This is a genomic window from Pseudomonas sp. NPDC089406, from assembly GCF_044900265.1.
In the GTDB taxonomy this organism is placed as follows: domain Bacteria; phylum Pseudomonadota; class Gammaproteobacteria; order Pseudomonadales; family Pseudomonadaceae; genus Aquipseudomonas; species Aquipseudomonas fakonensis.
The window spans coordinates 35,823-55,565 of record NZ_JBJDNC010000040.1; the positions used below are offsets into that span (position 1 = coordinate 35,823).

A 19,743-nucleotide genomic window follows, 5' to 3' on the forward strand; every position below is an offset into this window, starting at 1 on the left:
GCTGCTACACCCTCAGGGAGCACAACAATAATGAAAATCGGCCAGACCCTTCCCTTCGCCCTGCTTGGCGCCAGCGTTCTAGGTGGCCTGCCAGCCACCAGCCTGGCAGAGGGCTTCGTCGAGGATGCCAAAGCCACGCTCGGGCTGCGCAACTTCTACATCAACCGCAACTTCACCAACCCCGCCAACCCGCAGAGCAAGGCTGAGGAGTGGACCCAGAGCTTCATCCTCGACGCCCGTTCCGGGTTCACCGAAGGGCCGGTCGGCTTTGGCGTGGACGTGCTCGGGCTGTGGTCGGTGAAGCTCGATGGCGGTGGCGGCACCTACGGCACGGCGCTGCTGCCGCGCCATGACGATGGCCGCCCGGCCGACGACTACGGGCGCCTGGCGGTAGCGGGCAAGGCGCGGATCTCCAAGACCGAACTCAAGATCGGCGAATGGATGCCGGTGCTGCCGATACTGCGTTCGGACGACGGCCGCTCGCTGCCGCAGACCTTCCGCGGCGGGCAAATCACCTCCAGCGAACTGGCCGGGCTGACCCTGTACGGCGGGCAGTTCCGCGGCAACAGCCCGCGCAACGACGCGAGCATGGAAGACATGAGCTACGGCGGCGGGGTGTCTGACCGCTTCAACTTCGTCGGTGGCGAATACACCTTCAACCAGAAGCGCACCCTGCTCGGCCTGTGGAATGCCGAGCTCAAGGACGTCTACCAGCAGCAGTACGTGCAGTTGACCCACAGCCAACCGCTGGGCGACTGGACCTTGGGCGCCAACCTGGGTTACTTCCACGGCGATGACGACGGCGCCGCGCGGGCCGGGCAACTGGACAACAAGACCTGGTCGGGGATGTTCTCGGCCAAGTACGCAGGGCATACCTTCTGGGTGGGCCTGCAGCGGGTCGACGGCGACACCTGGATGCGGGTCAACGGCACCAGCGGCGGCACCCTGGCCAACGACAGCTACAACTCAAGCTTCGACAACGCAGAAGAGCGCTCGTGGCAGGTGCGCCACGACTTCAACTTCGTCACCGTCGGGGTGCCGGGGCTGACCCTGATGAACCGCTACATCAGCGGCGACAACGTGCACACCGGCACGGTGACCGACGGCAAGGAATGGGTGCGCGAGACCGAGCTGGCCTACGTGATCCAGAGCGGGCCGTTCAAGGACTTGAGCGTGAAATGGCGTAACTCGTCGATTCGCCGGGACTACAGCAACAACGAGTTCGACGAGAACCGTCTGATCTTCAACTACCCGTTGTCGTTGTTGTAAGGGACGCTCCTTCAGGGCCCCGCGACGCGTGAAGCCTGCGCGGTATCTGTGGGAAGCGGCCTTGTGTCGCGATGGGCTGCGTAGCAGCCCCCAAAATTCCAACACATGCAAAATCGCCGGGGCTGCTACGCAGCCCATCGCGACACAAGGCCGCTCCTACAGATACCGCGCAGGCTTCGGGTTTTGCGCGATCCTGCAGCTGAGTGCATAACCACCAAGGCAGCATTGACAACAGCCAAAACCCCTGCCGATAATCTTCTCAGTCATACGACAACTTACAACAATTAACAACAAGAGCCGGCCATGACCACTACCCCCCTCAAGCGCCTGCTGCTCACCGGAGCCGCAGGCGGCCTGGGCAAGGTCCTTCGCGAACGCCTGCAAGGCTACGCCGAGGTCCTGCGCCTTTCCGACATCAGCCCCATGGAGCCCACCCGCGGCCCCCACGAAGAAGTGGTGACCTGCGACCTGGCCGACAAGGCAGCCGTGCACGCCCTGGTCGAAGGCGTGGACGCCATCATCCACTTTGGCGGCGTGTCCACCGAACACTCCTTCGAAGCCATCCTCGGCCCTAACATCTGCGGCGTGTTCCACGTGTACGAGGCGGCGCGCCAGCACGGGGTCAAGCGCATCATCTTCGCCAGCTCCAACCACACCATCGGCTTCTACCGCCAGGACGAGCGCATCGACGCCCACTCCCCGCGCCGCCCCGACAGCTACTACGGGCTGTCGAAGTGCTACGGCGAGGACATGGCCAGCTTCTACTTCGACCGCTACGGCATCGAGACCGTGAGCATCCGCATCGGCTCGTCGTTCCCGCAGCCGCAGAACCCACGCATGCTCTGCACCTGGCTGAGCTATGACGACCTGGTGCAACTGATCGAGCGTGGTCTGTTCACCCCGGACGTCGGCCACACCATCGTCTACGGCGCCTCGGACAACCGCACCGTGTGGTGGGACAACCGCTACGCCGAGCACCTGGGCTACGCGCCCAAGGACAGCTCCGAGCCGTTCCGCGCAGCGGTCGAGGCCCAGCCGGCACCCGCTGCCGACGACCCGAGCATGGTCTACCAGGGCGGCGCCTTCGCCGTGGCCGGCCCCTTCAACTGATCCTGCGTCAGAGGGCCTGCCCATGAACTGCGAACTGATCATCGACGCCCGCAACGGCACCGGCGAGAGCCCGGTGTGGCACCCCGGCGAACAGGCCCTGTACTGGGTCGACATCCCCGCCCGCCAGTTGCACCGCTGGCGCCCGGCCGACGCCGCGCACCAGGTATGGCAAGGCGACGAAATGCTCGCCTGCATCGCTCGAGGCCCGCAGGGCTGGGTGGCAGGCATGCAAAGCGGCATCTTCGAACTGCAACCCCAGGCCGACGGCAGGCTCACCAGCCGCCTGCTGAGCGGCGTCGAGCACGCCCGGGGCGGCATGCGTTTCAACGATGGCCGCTGCGACCGCCAGGGCCGCTTCTGGGCCGGCACCATGCTGATGGACATGCAGCAAGGCGCCAGCGTCGGCGCGCTGTACCGCTTTGACGGCGAAGGCCGCCTGCACCTGCAGCAAGGCGGCATGATCGTGCCCAACGGCCTGGCCTTCAGCCCCGACGGCCGGCGCATGTACCTGTCCGACTCGCACCCCGAGGTGCAGAAGATCTGGGCCTTCGACTACGACATCGACAGCGCCACGCCGCATAACCGGCAGCTGTTCGTCGACATGCGCCAGCACCCCGGCCGCCCGGATGGCGCCGCGGTCGACCAGGACGGCTGCTACTGGATCTGCGGCAACGATGCCGGGCTGATCCACCGCTTCACCCCCGACGGGCGCCTCGACCGCTCCCTGGAAGTACCGGTGAAAAAACCGGCGATGTGCGCCTTTGGCGGCGCCAGCCTGGACACCCTGTACGTCACCTCGATTCGCCCTGCCGACACCGACCTCGGCGACCAGCCGCTGGCCGGCGGGGTGTTTGCCCTCAACCCTGGCACCAAGGGCCTGGAGGAGCCTGCCTGGCACGGCTGAACCGCCCCGGCACCACAACACTTGCACGAACGAAACCGGATAATAAAAAACACGGAGTTTCACCATGACCTTCAAACGCAAGCTGCTTCTTGCCGTACTCCCCCTCACCTTCAGCCTGGCCATGCCGGCCTCGGCGCTGGACATCAAGTTCGCCGAGATTCACCCGGCCGGCTACCCGACTGTGGTGGCCGAGCAGAACATGGGCAAGAAGCTCGAACAGGCCAGCAATGGCGATATCACCTTCAAGATGTTCGCCGGCGGCGTGCTGGGCTCGGAGAAGGAAGTGATCGAGCAGACCCAGATCGGCGCCGTGCAGATGACCCGCGTGAGCCTGGGCATCGTCGGCCCGGTGGTGCCGGATGTGAACGTGTTCAACATGCCGTTCGTGTTCCGCGACCACGCCCACATGCGCAAGATCATCGACGGTGACATCGGCCAGGAGATCCTCGACAAGATCACCAACTCCGAATTCAACCTGGTGGCCCTGGCCTGGATGGATGGCGGCTCGCGCAGCATCTACACGAAAAAACCGGTGCGCAGCCTGGCAGACCTCAAGGGCATGAAGATCCGCGTGCAAGGCAACCCGCTGTTCATCGACATGATGAACGCCATGGGCGGCAACGGCATCGCCATGGACACCGGCGAAATCTTCAGCGCCCTGCAGACCGGGGTGATCGACGGCGCCGAGAACAACCCGCCAACCCTGCTCGAGCACAACCACTACCAGAGCGCCAAGTACTTCACCCTGACCAACCACCTGATCCTGCCGGAGCCGGTGGTGATGTCCAAGACCACCTGGAACAAGCTCAGCCCCGACCAGCAGGCGCTGGTGAAGAAGGTCGCCCGCGAGGCGCAGATGGAAGAGCGCGCGCTGTGGGACGCCAAGTCTGCCGCCAGCGAAGAGAAGCTCAAGGCCGCCGGCGTCGAGTTCATCACAGTCGATACCAAGCCGTTCTATGACGCCACCGCCCCGGTACGCGAGAAGTACGGCGCGCAGTACGCCGACCTGATGAAGCGTATCGACGCCGTCGAGTAACCCCGGCCCCTTCCCAGACGACCCCGGCAGTGCGGCGCCCGCCGCACTGCCGCTTTGGTGACGCCTATGAAATCGCTATTTCTCAGCGTGAACGACACGCTGTACCGCAGTTGCATCTGGATCGCGGGTTTATCGATCCTGACCATGTCGCTGATCATCCCCTGGGGCATCTTCGCCCGCTACGTGCTGGGTACCGGCTCCAGCTGGCCAGAGCCGGTTTCGATCCTGTTGATGGTGGTGTTCACCTTCGTCGGCGCCGCCGCCAGCTACCGCGCCGGCGCCCACATGGCGGTGGCGATGATCACCGACCGCCTGCCACCGCTGCAGCGCCGGCTGCTGTCGGTGTTCGTGCAGGTGCTGATGATCGTGGTCTGCGTGTTCATGACCTGGTACGGCACCCAGCTGTGCATCACCACCTGGAACCAGTCGCTGGCCTCGCTGCCCGGGGTGCGGGTAGGCATGACCTACGCGCCGATCCCCGTCGGCGGCGTGCTGACGCTGAGCTTTGTGCTGGAAAAACTCCTCTTGGGCGACCAGAGCCACCGCCGCGCGGTGCGTTTCGACCAGCTCGAAGAAAGCGAAGGAGCCGCATAAATGGATGCATTCATTCTGTTGGGCAGCTTCATTGCGCTGATTCTGCTGGGCATGCCGGTGGCCTATGCCCTGGGCCTGTCGGCGCTGATCGGCGCCTGGTACATCGACATCCCGCTGCAGGCGATGATGATCCAGGTGGCCAGCGGGGTTAACAAGTTCTCGCTGCTGGCCATTCCGTTCTTCGTGCTGGCCGGTGCGATCATGGCCGAAGGCGGCATGTCACGCCGGCTGGTGGCCTTCGCCGGGGTGCTGGTGGGCTTCGTGCGCGGCGGGCTGTCGCTGGTCAACATCATGGCCTCGACCTTCTTTGGGGCCATCTCCGGCTCGTCGGTGGCCGACACCGCCTCGGTGGGCTCGGTGCTGATCCCGGAAATGGAGCGCAAGGGCTACCCGCGCGAGTTCTCCACCGCAGTGACGGTCAGCGGTTCGGTGCAGGCACTGCTGACCCCGCCCAGCCACAACTCGGTGCTGTACTCGCTGGCCGCTGGCGGCACGGTTTCGATCGCCTCGCTGTTCATGGCCGGCGTAATGCCCGGGCTGCTGCTTAGCGCGGTGATGATGGGCCTGTGCCTGATCTTCGCCAAGAAACGCAACTACCCCAAGGGCGAGGTGATTCCGCTGCGCCAGGCGCTGAAGATCGCCGGTGAAGCGCTGTGGGGCCTGATGGCCATGGTGATCATCCTCGGCGGTATCCTGTCCGGGGTGTTCACCGCCACCGAATCGGCGGCTGTGGCGGTGGTATGGTCGTTCTTCGTGACCATGTTCATCTACCGCGACTACAAGTGGCGCGACCTGCCCAAGCTGATGCACCGCACCGTGCGAACCATCAGCATCGTGATGATTCTGATCGGCTTTGCCGCGAGCTTCGGCTACGTGATGACGCTGATGCAGATCCCGTCGAAGATCACCACGGCGTTCCTGACCCTGTCGGACAACCGCTACGTGATCCTGATGTGCATCAACTTCATGTTGCTGCTACTGGGCACGGTGATGGACATGGCGCCGCTGATTCTGATCCTCACGCCGATCCTGCTGCCGGTGATCACCGGCATCGGCGTGGACCCGGTGCACTTTGGCATGATCATGCTGGTGAACCTGGGGATCGGGCTGATCACCCCGCCGGTGGGGGCGGTGTTGTTCGTGGGGTCGGCCATCGGCAAGGTGAGCATCGAAGCCACGGTGAAGGCGCTGCTGCCGTTCTACCTGGCGCTGTTCCTGGTGCTGATGGCAGTGACCTACATTCCGGCCATCTCGCTGTGGTTGCCTAGCGTCGTACTGTAATCCCGCACCGCCCCCTGTGTAGGAGCGGCCTTGTGTCGCGAAAGGGCCGCAAAGCGGCCCCTCGGTCTCTGCATCAACGCTGAAATCCGGGGGCTGCTTCGCAGCCCTTTCGCGACACAAGGCCGCTCCTACACAGGGGGTGTGCTTCTGCAAATGGACCCTGCACATGGCTGTAACTACCACTGCCCCACCCCTCTTCCCGCGCAAGCTGGCCATCGCCCTGCTGGCGCTGCTGGCCTGCTCGTTCGCCGCCAACCACGTCGCCGCCCGCATCGCCTTCGATGACGGCACCGGCGTGCTGCTGGCGATTCTCTGCCGCTCGGGTATCACTTTCCTGGTACTGGCCTGCCTGCTGCTGTGGCAACGCCAGGCCCTGGGCCTGCCCAGCGGCACGCGGCGCTGGCAACTGCTGCTGGGCCTGCTGATCGCCACCCAGAGCCTGTGCCTGTACTCGGCGGTGGCGCGCATTCCGGTGGCCCTGGCATTGTTGGTGGGCAACACCTTCCCGATGCTGCTGGCGCTGCTCACCTGGGCTTTGGGCGGTGCGCGCCCCACTGGCCGCACCGTGCTGTTCATGGGGCTGATCCTCTGCGGCCTGGTGCTGGCGCTGGATGTGCCGGCGCGCCTGGCCGACGGCGGCGAGGCCAACCCGCACTGGGCGCTGGGCGTCAGCCTGGCCTTCGGCGCCGCCTGTGCATTTGCCTGCGGCCTGTGGATAACCGACCACAAGCTGGCCGAGGTACGCGGCCCGGTGCGCAGCCTGCTGACCTTGCTGGTGGTGTTCAGCAGCATGCTGGTGGCCGGCGCCAGCGGGGTGATGCCGGCCGGGCTGTCGCCGCCTTCGAGCCCCGGCGGCTGGGCCGCCCTGGCCAGCCTGGTGGTGCTGTATGGCGTGGCCTTCACCTTGTTGTTCGTCTGTGTACCGCGGCTGAACATGGCGCAGAACGCGCCGGTGATGAACGTCGAACCCATTGCCACCCTGCTGCTGGGCTGGGCCCTGCTCGACCAGCAGCTAGGTGGCCTGCAATTGCTCGGCGGCGCCGTGGTGGTATGCGGCATCGTGCTGCTGACCTACCGCCGCGCCAGCTGACCTGCTTGTGACAAGGAGCCTTCGATGGCCGTGACCCTGCTGCACCTGCAAGACCACCTGACCCGCCTGAGCCTGGCCCCCCAAGTCAGCGCCAGCCTGGTCAACTGGACGGTAAAGGCTACCGGCCAGGCGCTGCTGCGCCACAGCGATGCGCCAGCGCTGGCTGCCGGCACACCGCGCCGCCTGGGCTGCTACCCGTTGGTGCCGTGGTCCAACCGTATCGCCGAGGGTGGCTTTGCCCGCCCCGATGGCTGGCAGGCGCTGGCGCCAAACACCGAGCATGACCCTTACCCCATCCACGGCAGCGCCTGGCAGCAGGCCTGGCAGGTGGAACACCACACCGACCGGCGCGCACGGCTGACCCTCGACAGTGACCTGCCGTTTGCCTACCGGGCGACGCTGGATGTGGAGCTGCATGAGGGCTGCCTGAGCCTGGAGCTGCAGGTGAGTAACCAGGGTGCGGTGGCCAACTGGTTCGGGTTGGGGCTGCACCCTTACTTTCCGCGCCATGCCGAGACCCGGTTGCAGGCGGCAGCGCAGCATGTGTGGCTGGCGGAAGAAGGCAGGTTGCCGTCTCGCCAGGCAGCATTGCCTGAAGATTGGCAGTTCGAGCGGATGGGGCCGTTGCCCAGCCGGCAGGTCGATCATGGGTTCGGTGGCTGGCCGGGCAGCTGCGTCATCGAGCAGCCCGGTTATCAACTGGCCTGCAGCGCCAGCGGCACCGAGCATTTCTTGCTGTTCTGCCCAGAGGGCAAGGATTTCTTCTGCTTCGAGCCGGTCAGCCACCCGGTCAATGCCCATCACCTGCCGGGGAGGCCGGGGTTGCGGTTGTTGCAGCCGGGGGAAGGGATGAGTTTGGGGTTCAAGGTGCAGTATCAGCCGGTGTAACCGCGTTGCCTGATTGGGGGCTGCTGCGCAGCCCATCGCGACACAAGGCCGCTCCTACAGGGATCGCATGACCGTCTGGCCTGCGCTGTACCTGTAGGAGCCGGCTTGCCGGCGATGAGGCCAGCACAGCCCACACAAGGCAGTTGCCCTTAACGTTCTGCGCTATGCCAGCGCCTCGGAATTCACCGACACAGGCTGCTTGGCAGGCTCTGCCAACACTTCCCGCGCCACCTTCCACACCAGCACCGCAGCCACCACGTCGAACACCGCCAGCACCACGAACAGCGGGCTGTAGCCGATCTGCGTCACCAGCACGCCAAACACCAGGGTGAACACCGCCGCCCCCAGATAGCCGCACATCCCGCCCATGCCGGTGGCCGTGGCTACCTGGTCCTTGCTGAACGAGTCCGAGGTGATCGAGTACAGCGCCCCCGACAGCGTCTGGTGGGCAAAGCCGCCGATGCACAGCAGCAGGATCGCGGTATAGGGGCTTTCCACCAAGCCGATGCAGGCCGGCCCGATCATGCAGCTGGCGCCGAACACCAGCACCATCTTGCGCGAGGTGAACAACGACACCTTGAAGTAGCGGTGGAACAGCGGGCTCAGGTAGCCACCCAGCACACAGCCGATGTCGGCCGCCAGGAACGGCAGCCAGGCGAACATCGCCACTTCCTTGATGTTCATGTGCCGCTCGGTCATCAGGTACAGCGGGATCCAGGCATTGAAGGTCTGCCAGGCCGGCTCGGACAGAATCCGCGCCGAGGCGATGGCGTAGAAGTTGCGGGTCTTGAAGATACGCTTCCAGGCGCCCTTCTCGCGGGCCTCTTGCTTGAAGTGCGCTTCCTGGCCGGCAAGGATGTAGTCGCGCTCCTCATGGCTCAGGCGTTTCTGGTCCCGCGGGTGCTTGTACAGCAGCATCCACAGCAGGGTCCAGACAATGCCCGAAACGCCCACCAGCACGAACGCCAGCTGCCAGCCGCTGTGCAGGATCGCCCACACCACCAGCGGCGGCGCCAGCAAGGCGCCGAGCGATGAACCGATGTTGAACCAGCCGATGGCCACCGAGCGTTCCTTGGCCGGGAACCATTCGGTGGTGGCCTTGACCCCGGCCGGCAGCCCCGCCGCCTCGGTCATGCCCAACAGCCCGCGCATGAACGCCATGCTCTGCCAGCCCGTGGCCAGCGCCGCACCGGCACAGGCCACCGACCAGGCCATGGCAAACACCGCAAAGCCCAGCTTGGTGCCGATGAAGTCGATGAACCAGCCGGCGATCGGCTGCATCAGCGCGTAGCACACCTGCCAGGCGGCGACGATCTTGGCGTATTGCTCGGTACTGATGGAGAGGTCGCTCATCAAGGTGGGCGCGGCCACCGACAGCGTGTTGCGGGCGAGGTAGTTGACGACGAGCCCAGCCGTGACAAGGCTGACCATCCACCAACGGATGCCTTTGATCTTCATGGTTCACCTGGCTTTTGTTTTTAGAGGTGTGGTGATTGGCTCAAGGGCCGGCAGGGCCATTTGAGACAAATTGTTTCAAGCCAGAGAGTGCCATGTCATAGGTCGTCGTACAACTAAATCTTGTTAACCGACTCGTTACAGAGTTTCGAGGGCGTTCGTATCCTAGTTGTACGATCACACCCCTGTAGGAGCCGGCTTGCCGGCGATGAGGCCGGGCCTACCAAAAAATGGCGCAAAGCCTTGCATGCTCGCCTCAGACGCGCCTGATGGGCTCACATCTGCTCAAGCACCGACAGAGGCACGTCCCCCGTTTTGCCAGTTAACGGCACATGGGGGATTACTTCAGTGACTGTCAGAAACCCTGGTTCAGCCCTGGCAGTTCAATTGCTCGGGATACAGCTCGACAGAAAACAGCGAGGTGTTTCTGGCCAGATAGAAGTGTTCCTGGTGAATCTTGAACTTGCGCATCGCCGCCATCAGCTGCGGCTCTTTACACGCCAGTTGCTCCAGGCCACGACGAATGCCCGCTTGCATGCTGGCCTTGCGTTCATCGGAAAGGCTGCTCGCGGCCAGGTTGATCCGGTAGCGATAAAACATCGTGTCGCCATAGGTCAAACCGACGAACTCAAGCGTGGTCAGGGCATCCACCTGCCTGGGCAGCGTCGCGTTCAACTGCGCGAGGCGTTCGCTCAGCAGCGCCTGCTGCGCCACCTTCTCCTGCTCGGCCTTGTATGCGAAATAACGGCCAACGCCGGTTATCAACAACACAGCAGCGATACTCAGATAAAAATTGCGTGGGTTGCGCCGCTTCTTCGGCGCCAGTTTCATCAACATCCTTGATTACTCGTACTGGATACAAAAAGCCCCTAGCGGAACCAGGGACTGTGGTTTTTGAGCATTAAAATTGTCGCGGATGGCCACACCGCTTCCTGGTCGCTCCCCGCTTCCGGCGATTCCCGCATATTAATTCGCAGAGGTTCTCATGAAACCTGAGTTCAACGTAGCTGAAGAACTGGCCAAATCTCCCCACCTGCTGGAGATGCCAGGCAACCTGCTGATGAAAGGCGGACGTCAGGATTATGTCGGGGCAGTGCTCTGTCTACGAGGCACGCTTTATTTCAAGGAGGCGCATACCTCCCTCGTGCGCGAAGCACTGAGCCAGTGTTTCGACGATTTCAAGCATCAGGCAGAACCTCACCTCACTTGGCTCTGGCGCGAAGAGCCTCCTGAGGGCAAACCCCTGACTGCGTATGACGATGCAAAACCGTTACGTGAAATGCTGGCCTCTATGGACGAGGATTACCCGCTGAGCTTCTACTACACCAGCGGCAAGCAATCGAACGATGCAAGCCCATGGCTATTCAAGATCGTTGCAAAGGCTGCATGGGAAGCGAAGATCGGACGTGACCTGAGTATTCTGGAGTTCTCCGTACCTTTGCTCTATCAGGAACGGCGGCCGCTTGACTTCCTCCGCTTGTTCAGCAGTTTTTCACGGCGATTGTCAGCGCAACAGGGGTACGCCGGGCACGCTTACAATCTGTCGGTGACTAATCGGGACGCCAACGAGCCGACGGAGGCGTTCATGGCTGCCCGCATGCCGGGTCTTGATGTCGGAACAGCCAGCCTTTTGGCTAACACCCCCGAGTTCAAACCGATCAGAATCAAGACTGTCAATTGGCTGACTGTTCTCGACCACGAGCGTCTAACCTTGGTCGGCGGCCTTGAGGCGCTGCGCGCACAACTGCCATCGAGCCATTTCGCTTTCTACGACTATGGTGCTGGTGTGGTAATTCAGGCCGGTGCTTACCCGGCAGGGGGTGATGCCGAGGACCCCAGGCCCGCTGCCTACGTCCTATTGAACCATGCGCTCAAAGGTATCCGGTACGAAACAGTCGGCTCACTGCACGGCGGCTCCCATGACGGCGAGCTACGACTGGTGGGCTGGTCGGCTGACCAATGGCTTAAGCGTTTGGATGTGAATGAGGATGATCTGCCGACTTGGCGCGCCAGGCTGCTCGGCAGTGAACCCGGCCTGGACGTTAGCAATACACTGCCTGAGCGCTTGTAAGGCGCTCACCATCGGGGTAACCAGACATATGAAGAGATCGGTGCTAAAGCGCTGACGATGGTCGCAGATTGAAGTTATTACAAAGGCCCGGAAAAAGAATGGGCGCAACGAAGAAGGGAGCCGGTTAAGGCTCCCTCCGTCAGCGACAGTTTTTATTGCGGTGCGACAGTTTTAATTCTCAGAATCCAGCTGTACCGAACACCGGGCCGTATTACTCCACTGTCACCGACTTCGCCAGGTTACGCGGCTGGTCCACGTCAGTACCCTTGAGCACCGCCACGTAGTACGACAGCAACTGCAGCGGAATGGTGTACAGAATCGGCGCCAGCGCATCGACGATGTGCGGCACCTTGATCACGTGGGTGCCTTCGCCATTGCTCATGCCGGCCTGCTCGTCAGCGAACACCACCAACTCACCGCCACGGGCGCGCACTTCCTGCAGGTTGGACTTGAGCTTTTCCAGCAGCTCGTTGTTCGGCGCCACGGTAACTACCGGCATGTCGCTGTCGACCAGCGCCAGCGGGCCATGCTTGAGCTCGCCGGCCGGGTAGGCTTCGGCGTGGATGTAGGAGATCTCCTTGAGCTTCAGCGCGCCTTCCATCGCCACCGGGTACTGGGCGCCGCGGCCGAGGAACAGGGTGTGGTGCTTGTCGGCGAACAGCTCGGCGGTTTTCTCCACCACCTGGTCCATGGCCAGGGCTTCGCCCAGGCGCGCTGGCAGGCGGCGCAGCTCTTCGACCAGTTCGGCCTCGACGCCATCTTCCAGGGTGCCGCGCACCTGGCCCAGGGCCAGGGTCAGCAGCATCAGCGATACCAGCTGGGTGGTGAAGGCCTTGGTCGAAGCCACGCCGATTTCCGGGCCGGCCAGGGTCAGCAGGGTCAGGTCGGACTCGCGCACCAGCGAGCTGATGCCGACGTTGCAGATCGCCAGGCTGCCGAGGAAGCCCAGCTCCTTGGCGTTGCGCAGGGCGGCCAGGGTGTCGGCGGTTTCACCGGACTGGGAGATGGACACGAACAGGGTGTCTGGCTGCACCACCACCTTGCGGTAGCGGAACTCGCTGGCCACTTCGACCTGGCAAGGGATGCCGGCCAGGCTTTCCAGCCAGTAACGGGCAACCATGCCGGCGTGGTAGCTGGTACCACAGGCGACGATCTGCACGTTGCGCACCTTGGCGAACAGCTCGGCAGCCTGCGGGCCGAAGGCCTGGACCATCACGTGGTCCTTGCCCAGGCGGCCTTCCAGGGTGCGCTGCACCACCGAGGGCTGCTCGTGGATTTCCTTGAGCATGAAGTGGCGGTACTGGCCCTTGTCGGCCGCTTCGGCGCCTTCGCTGTGCTGCACGGTCTCGCGCTGCACCGGCTTGCCGGCCTGGTCCCAGACCAGCACCTGGTCACGGCGGATTTCGGCGATATCGCCTTCTTCGAGGTACATGAAGCGGTCGGTGACCTGGCGCAGGGCCAGCTGGTCGGAGGCCAGGAAGTTCTCGCCCAGGCCCAGGCCGATTACCAGCGGGCTGCCGCTGCGGGCGGCGACCAGGCGGTCGGGCTGGTTGGCGTTGATCACCGCCAGGCCGTAGGCGCCGTGCAGGCGCTTGACTGCAGCCTTGAGAGCTTCGGTCAGGTCCGGGGTGGTCTTGAGCAGGTGGTGCAGCAGGTGCACGATCACCTCGGTGTCGGTCTGCGAGGCGAACACGTAGCCCAGGCCCTTGAGCTCGTCACGCAGCTCTTCGTGGTTCTCGATGATGCCGTTGTGCACCACCGCCACTTCATGGCCGGAGAAATGCGGGTGGGCGTTGCCTTCGGTCGGCGCGCCGTGGGTGGCCCAACGGGTGTGGGCGATGCCCAGCTGGCCTGCCAGCGGGTCGGTGGTGACTGCGGCCTGCAGCTCGGCGACCTTGCCAATGCGCCGGCGGCGTTCCAGGCCCTGCTGGGTCAGCACGGCCAGGCCGGCGCTGTCGTAGCCGCGGTATTCCAGGCGCTTGAGGCCTTCGATCAGAATGGCTGTGATGTTGCGTTCGGCAACGGCACCCACGATTCCACACATAAGATGTTGCTCCTAGCTGATAGCGGCGCAGATCAGGTTGATGCCGCGGGCTTGAATGCGGTCGCGTGCCTCCGTAGGCAGGCGATCATCGGTAATAAGGGTATTGACGCTGCCCCAGGGCAGCTCGAGGTTGGGGATCTTGCGGCCGACCTTGTCGGACTCGACCATCACGATCACCTCGCGGGCTACTTCGGCCATGACCCGGCTCAGGCCCAGCAGCTCGTTGAAGGTGGTGGTGCCACGCTCCAGGTCGATGCCGTCGGCACCGATGAACAGCTGGTCGAAATCATAGGAGCGCAGCACCTGCTCGGCCACCTGGCCCTGGAACGACTCCGAATGCGGGTCCCAGGTGCCACCGGTCATCAACAGCACCGGCTCGTGCTCCTGCTCGCTGATGGCGCGGGCCACGTTGAGCGAGTTGGTCATCACCACCAGGCCGGGCTGGCGCCCCAGTTGCGGGATCATTGCCGCCGTGGTGCTGCCGCTGTCGATGATGATCCGGGCGTGCTCGCGAATGCGCTCCACGGCAGCCTTGGCGATGGCCTGCTTGTACAACGACACCGGTTGCACGGTCTCGGCCAGCAGCTCCTGGGGCATGGTCACCGCCCCGCCGTAGCGACGCAGCAGCAGGCCGTTGGCTTCCAGGGCGGCGAGGTCCTTGCGAATGGTCACTTCGGACGTTTCGAAACGCTTGGCCAGGGCGTCGACGCTCACCTCGCCCTGTTCGTTGAGCAGGGTGAGGATATTGTGGCGGCGCTGGGGCGTGTTTCGTTTCGACATTTCGGCTTTAAGTTTCGATTCGAAAGATAAGTGGTGCAATCAAAACCTAAGGAAGGCATTTAGTCAAGTGCTTACCCTGTAGGAGCGGCTTCAGCCGCGAACACCGGCAAGGCCGGTGCCATCCACCGCGCCGCCTGCTTCGCGGCTATAGCCGCTCCCACAGGTACGGCGCCTGATTCGCGCCTAGTGCGATCCTGTGGGAGCGGGTTTACCCGCGAAGATGACGACGCGGTGCCCAGCTTTAGAGATTGAGCAAGACAGTTGCTCCCACAGGGATCACCTGATCAGGCATTGAGCCCTGTGGACAAATAAAAAGGCCGGCTTATTCACATAAGCCGGCCTGTGCAAAAAGCGCTGTGGATAACTCAGCTCTTTTTGATTTTCTCTGGCCGCTTCCAGCCTTCGATATTGCGCTGGCGGGCGCGGGCCACGCCCAGCTGCCCGGCCGGCACCGCCTGGGTGATGGTCGAGCCCGCGGCAGTGGTGGCCCCGGACTGGATTTCCACAGGCGCCACCAGCGAGTTGTTGGAGCCGATGAACACGTCCTCGCCCATGACGGTCTTGAACTTGTTGGCGCCATCGTAGTTGCAGGTGATGGTGCCGGCGCCGATGTTGCTGCGCGCGCCGATGTCGGCATCGCCCAGGTAGGTCAGGTGGCCGGCCTTGGCGCCCTCGCCCAGGCGGGCGTTCTTCAGCTCGACAAAGTTACCCACATGGGCCTTGGCCTCCAGCACGCTGCCCGGGCGCAGGCGGGCGAACGGGCCGGCATCGCTGCCCTCGCCCATCACCGCGCCATCCAGGTGGGTGTTGGCCTTGATGATCGCGCCCTTGCGCAGGGTGCTGTCCTTGATCACGCAGTTCGGGCCGATCTGCACGTCGTCCTCGATGACCACCTTGCCTTCAAGAATCACGTTGATGTCGATCAGCACGTCACGGCCAACACTCACCTCGCCGCGCACATCGAAGCGTGCCGGGTCGCGCAGGGTGACGCCCTGGGCCATCAGGCGGCGGCCTTCGCGCAGCTGGTAGTGGCGTTCAAGCTCTGCCAGCTGGCGGCGGTCGTTGGCGCCCTGCACTTCCATGGCGTCATGCGGTTGCTCGGTGGCCACCACCAGGCCATCGGCCACGGCCATGGCGATCACGTCGGTGAGGTAGTACTCGCCCTGGGCGTTGTTGTTGGACAGCCGGCCCATCCAGTCAGCCAGGCGCGCAGCGGGCATGGCGAGGATACCGGTGTTGCCTTCTTTGATTGCCTTCTGCGCCTCAGTGGCGTCCTTGTGCTCGACGATCGCCTGCACCTGGCCCTGGGCGTCACGCACGATACGGCCGTAACCGGTGGGGTCGGCGAGGTTCACCGTCAGCAGGCCAAGCTGGCTGGCGCTGACCTTGGCCAGCAGGCGCTGCAGGGTGTCCACCTCGATCAGCGGCACATCGCCGTACAGCACCAGTACGGTGTCGGCGCTGATGGCCGGCAGGGCCTGGGCCACGGCGTGGCCGGTACCCAGTTGCTTGTCCTGCAGGACGAAGTTCAGGTCATCGGCGGCCAGGCGCTCGCGCACCAGCTCCGCGCCGTGGCCGATGACCACGTGGATACCCTTGGGCTGCAGCTGGCGGGCGCTGTGGATAACATGGCCGAGCATGGAGTTGCCGGCCACCGGATGCAGCACCTTGGGCAGCGCGGAGCGCATGCGGGTGCCTTGGCCTGCGGCGAGAATGACGATATCGAGGGACATTGGCTGGCTACCGATCCTGGGCGGTCAGAGGTGACCGAAGAGGGGAAATTCAGAAAAAGAAAAAGGGTAGCCGAGGCTACCCTTTAACTCAATCGCAATGCAGGTGACCGGCCGTGGCCAGTTACTTGCCTCTGCGCATTTGCTGGACAGTACGCAGCTGAGCTGCGGCCTCGGCCAGACGTGCAGCAGCAGCGCTGTAGTCGAAGTCCGAGCCCTTGGTGTTCAGCGCGTTCTCAGCAGCCTTGAGGGCTTCCTGAGCTTGTGCTTCGTCCAGGTCGGCAGCACGCTGCACGGTGTCGGCAAGAACCTTGACCATGTTCGGCTGCACTTCGAGGAAGCCACCGGAGATGTAGAACACCTCTTGAGTGCCACCCTGCTTGGTCAGCGTGATCGGACCAGGCTTGAGATTGGTGATCAGCGGCGCGTGGCCCGGAGCGATACCAAGATCACCCAGGTTACCGTGCGCTACTACCATCTCGACCAGGCCGGAGAAGATCTCTCCTTCCGCGCTGACGATGTCGCAATGGACTGTCATAGCCATCTGCTTGCCTCAACCTGATTAGCGCCCCTTGCGGGGCGCCGGGATTACAGTTTCTTGGCTTTCTCGATCGCTTCGTCGATGCTGCCGACCATGTAGAACGCTTGTTCTGGCAGGTGGTCGTAGTCACCTTTGAGGATGCCGCTGAAGCCAGCGATGGTGTCCTTGAGCGAAACGTACTTGCCTGGCGAACCGGTGAAGACTTCGGCCACGAAGAACGGCTGCGACAGGAAGCGCTGGATCTTACGAGCGCGGGCTACCAGTTGCTTGTCGGTCTCGGACAGCTCGTCCATACCCAGGATGGCGATGATGTCTTTCAGCTCTTTGTAGCGCTGCAGAACATACTGAACGCCACGCGCGGTGTCGTAGTGCTCGTTGCCGATCACGTTCGGGTCCAGCTGGCGCGAAGTCGAGTCCAGTGGGTCGACCGCTGGGTAGATACCCAGGGAGGCGATGTCACGGGACAGAACGACGGTGGCGTCCAAGTGGGCGAAGGTGGTGGCTGGCGACGGGTCGGTCAGGTCGTCCGCAGGTACGTATACGGCCTGGACGGAGGTGATCGAGCCTTCTTTGGTCGAAGTGATGCGCTCTTGCAGAACGCCCATCTCTTCGGCCAGGGTCGGCTGGTAACCTACTGCCGAAGGCATACGGCCCAGCAGCGCGGATACTTCGGTACCGGCCAGGGTGTAACGATAGATGTTGTCGACGAACAGCAGAACGTCGTTACCTTCGTCACGGAACTTCTCAGCCATGGTCAGGCCGGTCAGCGCTACGCGCAGACGGTTTCCTGGTGGCTCGTTCATCTGACCGTAGACCAGCGCTACCTTGTCGAGAACGTTGGAGTCCTTCATCTCGTGGTAGAAGTCGTTACCCTCACGAGTACGCTCACCCACACCAGCGAACACGGAGTAACCGCTGTGTTCCATGGCGATGTTACGGATCAGTTCCATCATGTTTACGGTCTTGCCGACACCAGCACCACCGAACAGACCAACCTTACCACCCTTGGCGAACGGGCAAACCAGGTCGATAACCTTGATGCCGGTTTCCAGCAGGTCGTTGCCGCCTGCCTGGTCAGCGAACGAAGGCGCTGGCTGGTGGATACCGCGACGCTCTTCTTCGCCGATCGGGCCGGCTTCGTCGATCGGGTTGCCCAGTACGTCCATGATACGGCCGAGGGTGGCCTTACCAACAGGAACGGAAATGGCAGCGCCGGTGTCGACGACATCCAGACCGCGCTTCAGGCCTTCGGTCGAGCCCATCGCAATGGTACGAACCACGCCGTCGCCCAGCTGCTGCTGAACTTCCAGGGTGGTTTCCGCGCCTTGTACTTTCAGCGCGTTGTAAACACTCGGCACGACGTCACGTGGGAATTCCACGTCGATGACGGCGCCGATGATTTGAACGATACGTCCGCTACTCATAGCTGGATCCTCTGAATTTTTGAACCGTTAAACCGCGGCAGCGCCGCCGACGATTTCCGAGATCTCCTGGGTGATCGCAGCCTGACGCGCCTTGTTGTAGATCAATTGCAGCTCTTTGATCAAATCACCGGCGTTGTCTGTGGCGTTCTTCATGGCGATCATCCGGGCCGCTTGTTCAGCAGCGTTGTTCTCGACCACCGCCTGGTATACCTGCGACTCCACGTAACGCACCATCAAGCCGTCCAGCAGCTCTTTTGCGTCGGGTTCGTACAGGTAATCCCAGTGATGCTTGAGATCCTGATCCGGGGTTGCCACCAACGGTACCAATTGCTCTACCGTCGGTTTTTGGGTCATGGTGTTGATGAACTTGTTCGAAACCACCGAAAGGCGATCGATACGGCCGTCCAGGTAGGCGTCCAGCATCACTTTGACGGAGCCGATCAGATCGTTGATCGATGGCTCTTCGCCCAGGTGGCTGATCGCGGCTACGACGTTGCCGCCAAAGATGCGGAAGAAAGTCGCACCCTTGCTGCCGATCACGCACAGGTCGATTTCCACGCCCTGTTCGCGGTTTGCGCTCATGTCCTTGACCAGGGCCTTGAACAGGTTGGTATTCAAGCCACCGCACAGACCACGGTCACTGCTCACCACGATATAACCGGCGCGCTTTACAGGGCGCTCGATCATGAACGGGTGGCGGTATTCCGGGTTGGCGTTGGCCAGATGACCGATCACCTGGCGGATACGCTCCGCGTAAGGACGGCTAGCAGCCATGCGCATTTGTGCCTTGCGCATTTTGCTGACCGCCACTTTCTCCATGGCGCTGGTAATTTTTTGCGTGCTTTTGATGCTCGCAATCTTACTGCGAATCTCTTTTGCGCCTGCCATGTATCACCTATCAGGTTAGCAAGCGGGGGCCGGAGCCCCCGCTGCGGCTTACCAGGTCTGGGTGGCCTTGAACTTCTCGATACCGGCTTTCATGCCAGCGTCGATTTCGTCGTTGAAGTCACCCTTCACGTTGATCTTGGCCATCAGTTCGGCGTGATCACGGTTGAAGAAGGCAATCAGCGCTTGCTCGAAGCTGCCGACCTTGGAGACTTCTACGTCAGTCAGGAAACCACGCTCAGCGGCGTACAGCGACAGGGCCATGTCGGCGATCGACATTGGCGCGTACTGCTTCTGCTTCATCAGCTCGGTAACGCGCTGACCATGCTCCAGCTGCTTGCGGGTCGCTTCGTCCAGATCGGAAGCGAACTGGGCGAATGCTGCCAGTTCACGGTACTGAGCCAGAGCGGTACGGATACCACCGGACAGTTTCTTGATGATCTTGGTCTGAGCGGCACCACCAACACGCGATACCGAAACACCGGCGTTCACTGCAGGGCGGATGCCCGAGTTGAACATGGCCGATTCCAGGAAGATCTGACCGTCGGTGATCGAGATCACGTTGGTCGGAACGAACGCGGAAACGTCGCCAGCCTGGGGTTCGCTGATCGGCAGAGCGGGCAGGGACCCGGTTTTGCCGG

At 63.0% G+C, this 19,743-nt stretch carries 17 protein-coding genes and 1 pseudogene; 9 read left to right on the forward strand and 9 right to left on the reverse strand.

Annotated elements, in window-relative coordinates:
- Nucleotides 1-30: 30 nt before the first annotated feature.
- The 8 genes from ACI2KK_RS23425 to ACI2KK_RS23460 all read left to right on the forward strand — a co-directional run bounded on the left by ACI2KK_RS23425 (nt 31) and on the right by ACI2KK_RS23460 (nt 8,172).
- The gene (locus tag ACI2KK_RS23425) at nt 31-1,269 is read left to right on the forward strand and encodes an OprD family porin (RefSeq protein ID WP_404670808.1); all 1,239 of its coding nucleotides are present in this window, start codon (nt 31-33) and stop codon (nt 1,267-1,269) included.
- 303 nt (nt 1,270-1,572) lie between these two features.
- Nucleotides 1,573-2,379, forward strand: coding sequence for an NAD-dependent epimerase/dehydratase family protein (locus ACI2KK_RS23430; RefSeq protein WP_404670809.1), 807 nt, complete (start codon nt 1,573-1,575; stop codon nt 2,377-2,379).
- A 22-nt stretch (nt 2,380-2,401) separates the two neighbouring features.
- Nucleotides 2,402-3,283 (forward strand): SMP-30/gluconolactonase/LRE family protein, encoded by an 882-nt coding sequence (locus ACI2KK_RS23435; protein WP_404670810.1) that lies wholly within the window; start codon nt 2,402-2,404, stop codon nt 3,281-3,283.
- A gap of 64 nt (nt 3,284-3,347) precedes the next feature.
- A complete protein-coding gene (locus ACI2KK_RS23440) occupies nt 3,348-4,319 on the forward strand; it encodes a TRAP transporter substrate-binding protein (protein WP_404670811.1) in 972 nt (323 codons plus the stop codon).
- 66 nt (nt 4,320-4,385) lie between these two features.
- On the forward strand, nt 4,386-4,913 hold the full coding sequence (locus tag ACI2KK_RS23445; protein WP_404670812.1) for a TRAP transporter small permease: 528 nt from the start codon (nt 4,386-4,388) through the stop codon (nt 4,911-4,913).
- A complete protein-coding gene (locus ACI2KK_RS23450) occupies nt 4,914-6,194 on the forward strand; it encodes a TRAP transporter large permease (RefSeq protein ID WP_404670813.1) in 1,281 nt (426 codons plus the stop codon).
- Nucleotides 6,195-6,360: 166 nt separating this feature from the next.
- Nucleotides 6,361-7,284 carry an EamA family transporter gene (locus ACI2KK_RS23455; protein WP_217841051.1) on the forward strand — a complete coding sequence of 308 codons (924 nt, stop codon included), beginning with the start codon at nt 6,361-6,363 and terminating at the stop codon, nt 7,282-7,284.
- Between the two features lie 24 nt (nt 7,285-7,308).
- A complete protein-coding gene (locus ACI2KK_RS23460) occupies nt 7,309-8,172 on the forward strand; it encodes an aldose 1-epimerase (RefSeq protein WP_404670814.1) in 864 nt (287 codons plus the stop codon).
- Nucleotides 8,173-8,334: 162 nt separating this feature from the next.
- Here ACI2KK_RS23460 and ACI2KK_RS23465 read toward each other — a convergent pair whose 3' ends face one another.
- Together ACI2KK_RS23465 and ACI2KK_RS23470 are read right to left on the reverse strand one after the other, a co-directional pair.
- A complete protein-coding gene (locus ACI2KK_RS23465; RefSeq protein ID WP_404670815.1) occupies nt 8,335-9,630 on the reverse strand; it encodes an MFS transporter in 1,296 nt (431 codons plus the stop codon).
- Between the two features lie 366 nt (nt 9,631-9,996).
- The gene (locus tag ACI2KK_RS23470) at nt 9,997-10,458 is read right to left on the reverse strand and encodes a hypothetical protein (protein ID WP_404670816.1); all 462 of its coding nucleotides are present in this window, start codon (nt 10,456-10,458) and stop codon (nt 9,997-9,999) included.
- A gap of 154 nt (nt 10,459-10,612) precedes the next feature.
- On the opposite strand from ACI2KK_RS23470, the gene ACI2KK_RS23475 reads away from it, so the two are divergent.
- Complete coding sequence (locus ACI2KK_RS23475) at nt 10,613-11,698, forward strand: type VI immunity family protein (RefSeq protein ID WP_404670817.1); 1,086 nt, start codon at nt 10,613-10,615, stop codon at nt 11,696-11,698.
- 211 nt (nt 11,699-11,909) lie between these two features.
- Here ACI2KK_RS23475 and glmS read toward each other — a convergent pair whose 3' ends face one another.
- From glmS to ACI2KK_RS23510, 7 genes and pseudogenes are all read right to left on the reverse strand, one after another.
- Nucleotides 11,910-13,742 (reverse strand): glutamine--fructose-6-phosphate transaminase (isomerizing), encoded by a 1,833-nt coding sequence (glmS, locus tag ACI2KK_RS23480; RefSeq protein ID WP_404670818.1) that lies wholly within the window; start codon nt 13,740-13,742, stop codon nt 11,910-11,912.
- Between the two features lie 12 nt (nt 13,743-13,754).
- The gene (locus tag ACI2KK_RS23485) at nt 13,755-14,522 is read right to left on the reverse strand and encodes a DeoR/GlpR family DNA-binding transcription regulator (protein WP_369988864.1); all 768 of its coding nucleotides are present in this window, start codon (nt 14,520-14,522) and stop codon (nt 13,755-13,757) included.
- Between the two features lie 365 nt (nt 14,523-14,887).
- A complete protein-coding gene (glmU, locus tag ACI2KK_RS23490; protein ID WP_404670819.1) occupies nt 14,888-16,255 on the reverse strand; it encodes a bifunctional UDP-N-acetylglucosamine diphosphorylase/glucosamine-1-phosphate N-acetyltransferase GlmU in 1,368 nt (455 codons plus the stop codon).
- Nucleotides 16,256-16,376: 121 nt separating this feature from the next.
- A complete protein-coding gene (locus ACI2KK_RS23495) occupies nt 16,377-16,796 on the reverse strand; it encodes a F0F1 ATP synthase subunit epsilon (protein ID WP_217841068.1) in 420 nt (139 codons plus the stop codon).
- A gap of 44 nt (nt 16,797-16,840) precedes the next feature.
- Nucleotides 16,841-18,217: a F0F1 ATP synthase subunit beta gene (atpD, locus tag ACI2KK_RS23500; protein WP_016489910.1), complete on the reverse strand. Its 1,377-nt coding sequence runs from the start codon at nt 18,215-18,217 to the stop codon at nt 16,841-16,843.
- A gap of 27 nt (nt 18,218-18,244) precedes the next feature.
- Nucleotides 18,245-19,105 (reverse strand): F0F1 ATP synthase subunit gamma, encoded by an 861-nt coding sequence (atpG, locus tag ACI2KK_RS23505; protein WP_003253195.1) that lies wholly within the window; start codon nt 19,103-19,105, stop codon nt 18,245-18,247.
- A 48-nt stretch (nt 19,106-19,153) separates the two neighbouring features.
- Nucleotides 19,154-19,743 (reverse strand): annotated as a pseudogene (locus ACI2KK_RS23510) (F0F1 ATP synthase subunit alpha); the annotation flags it as partial.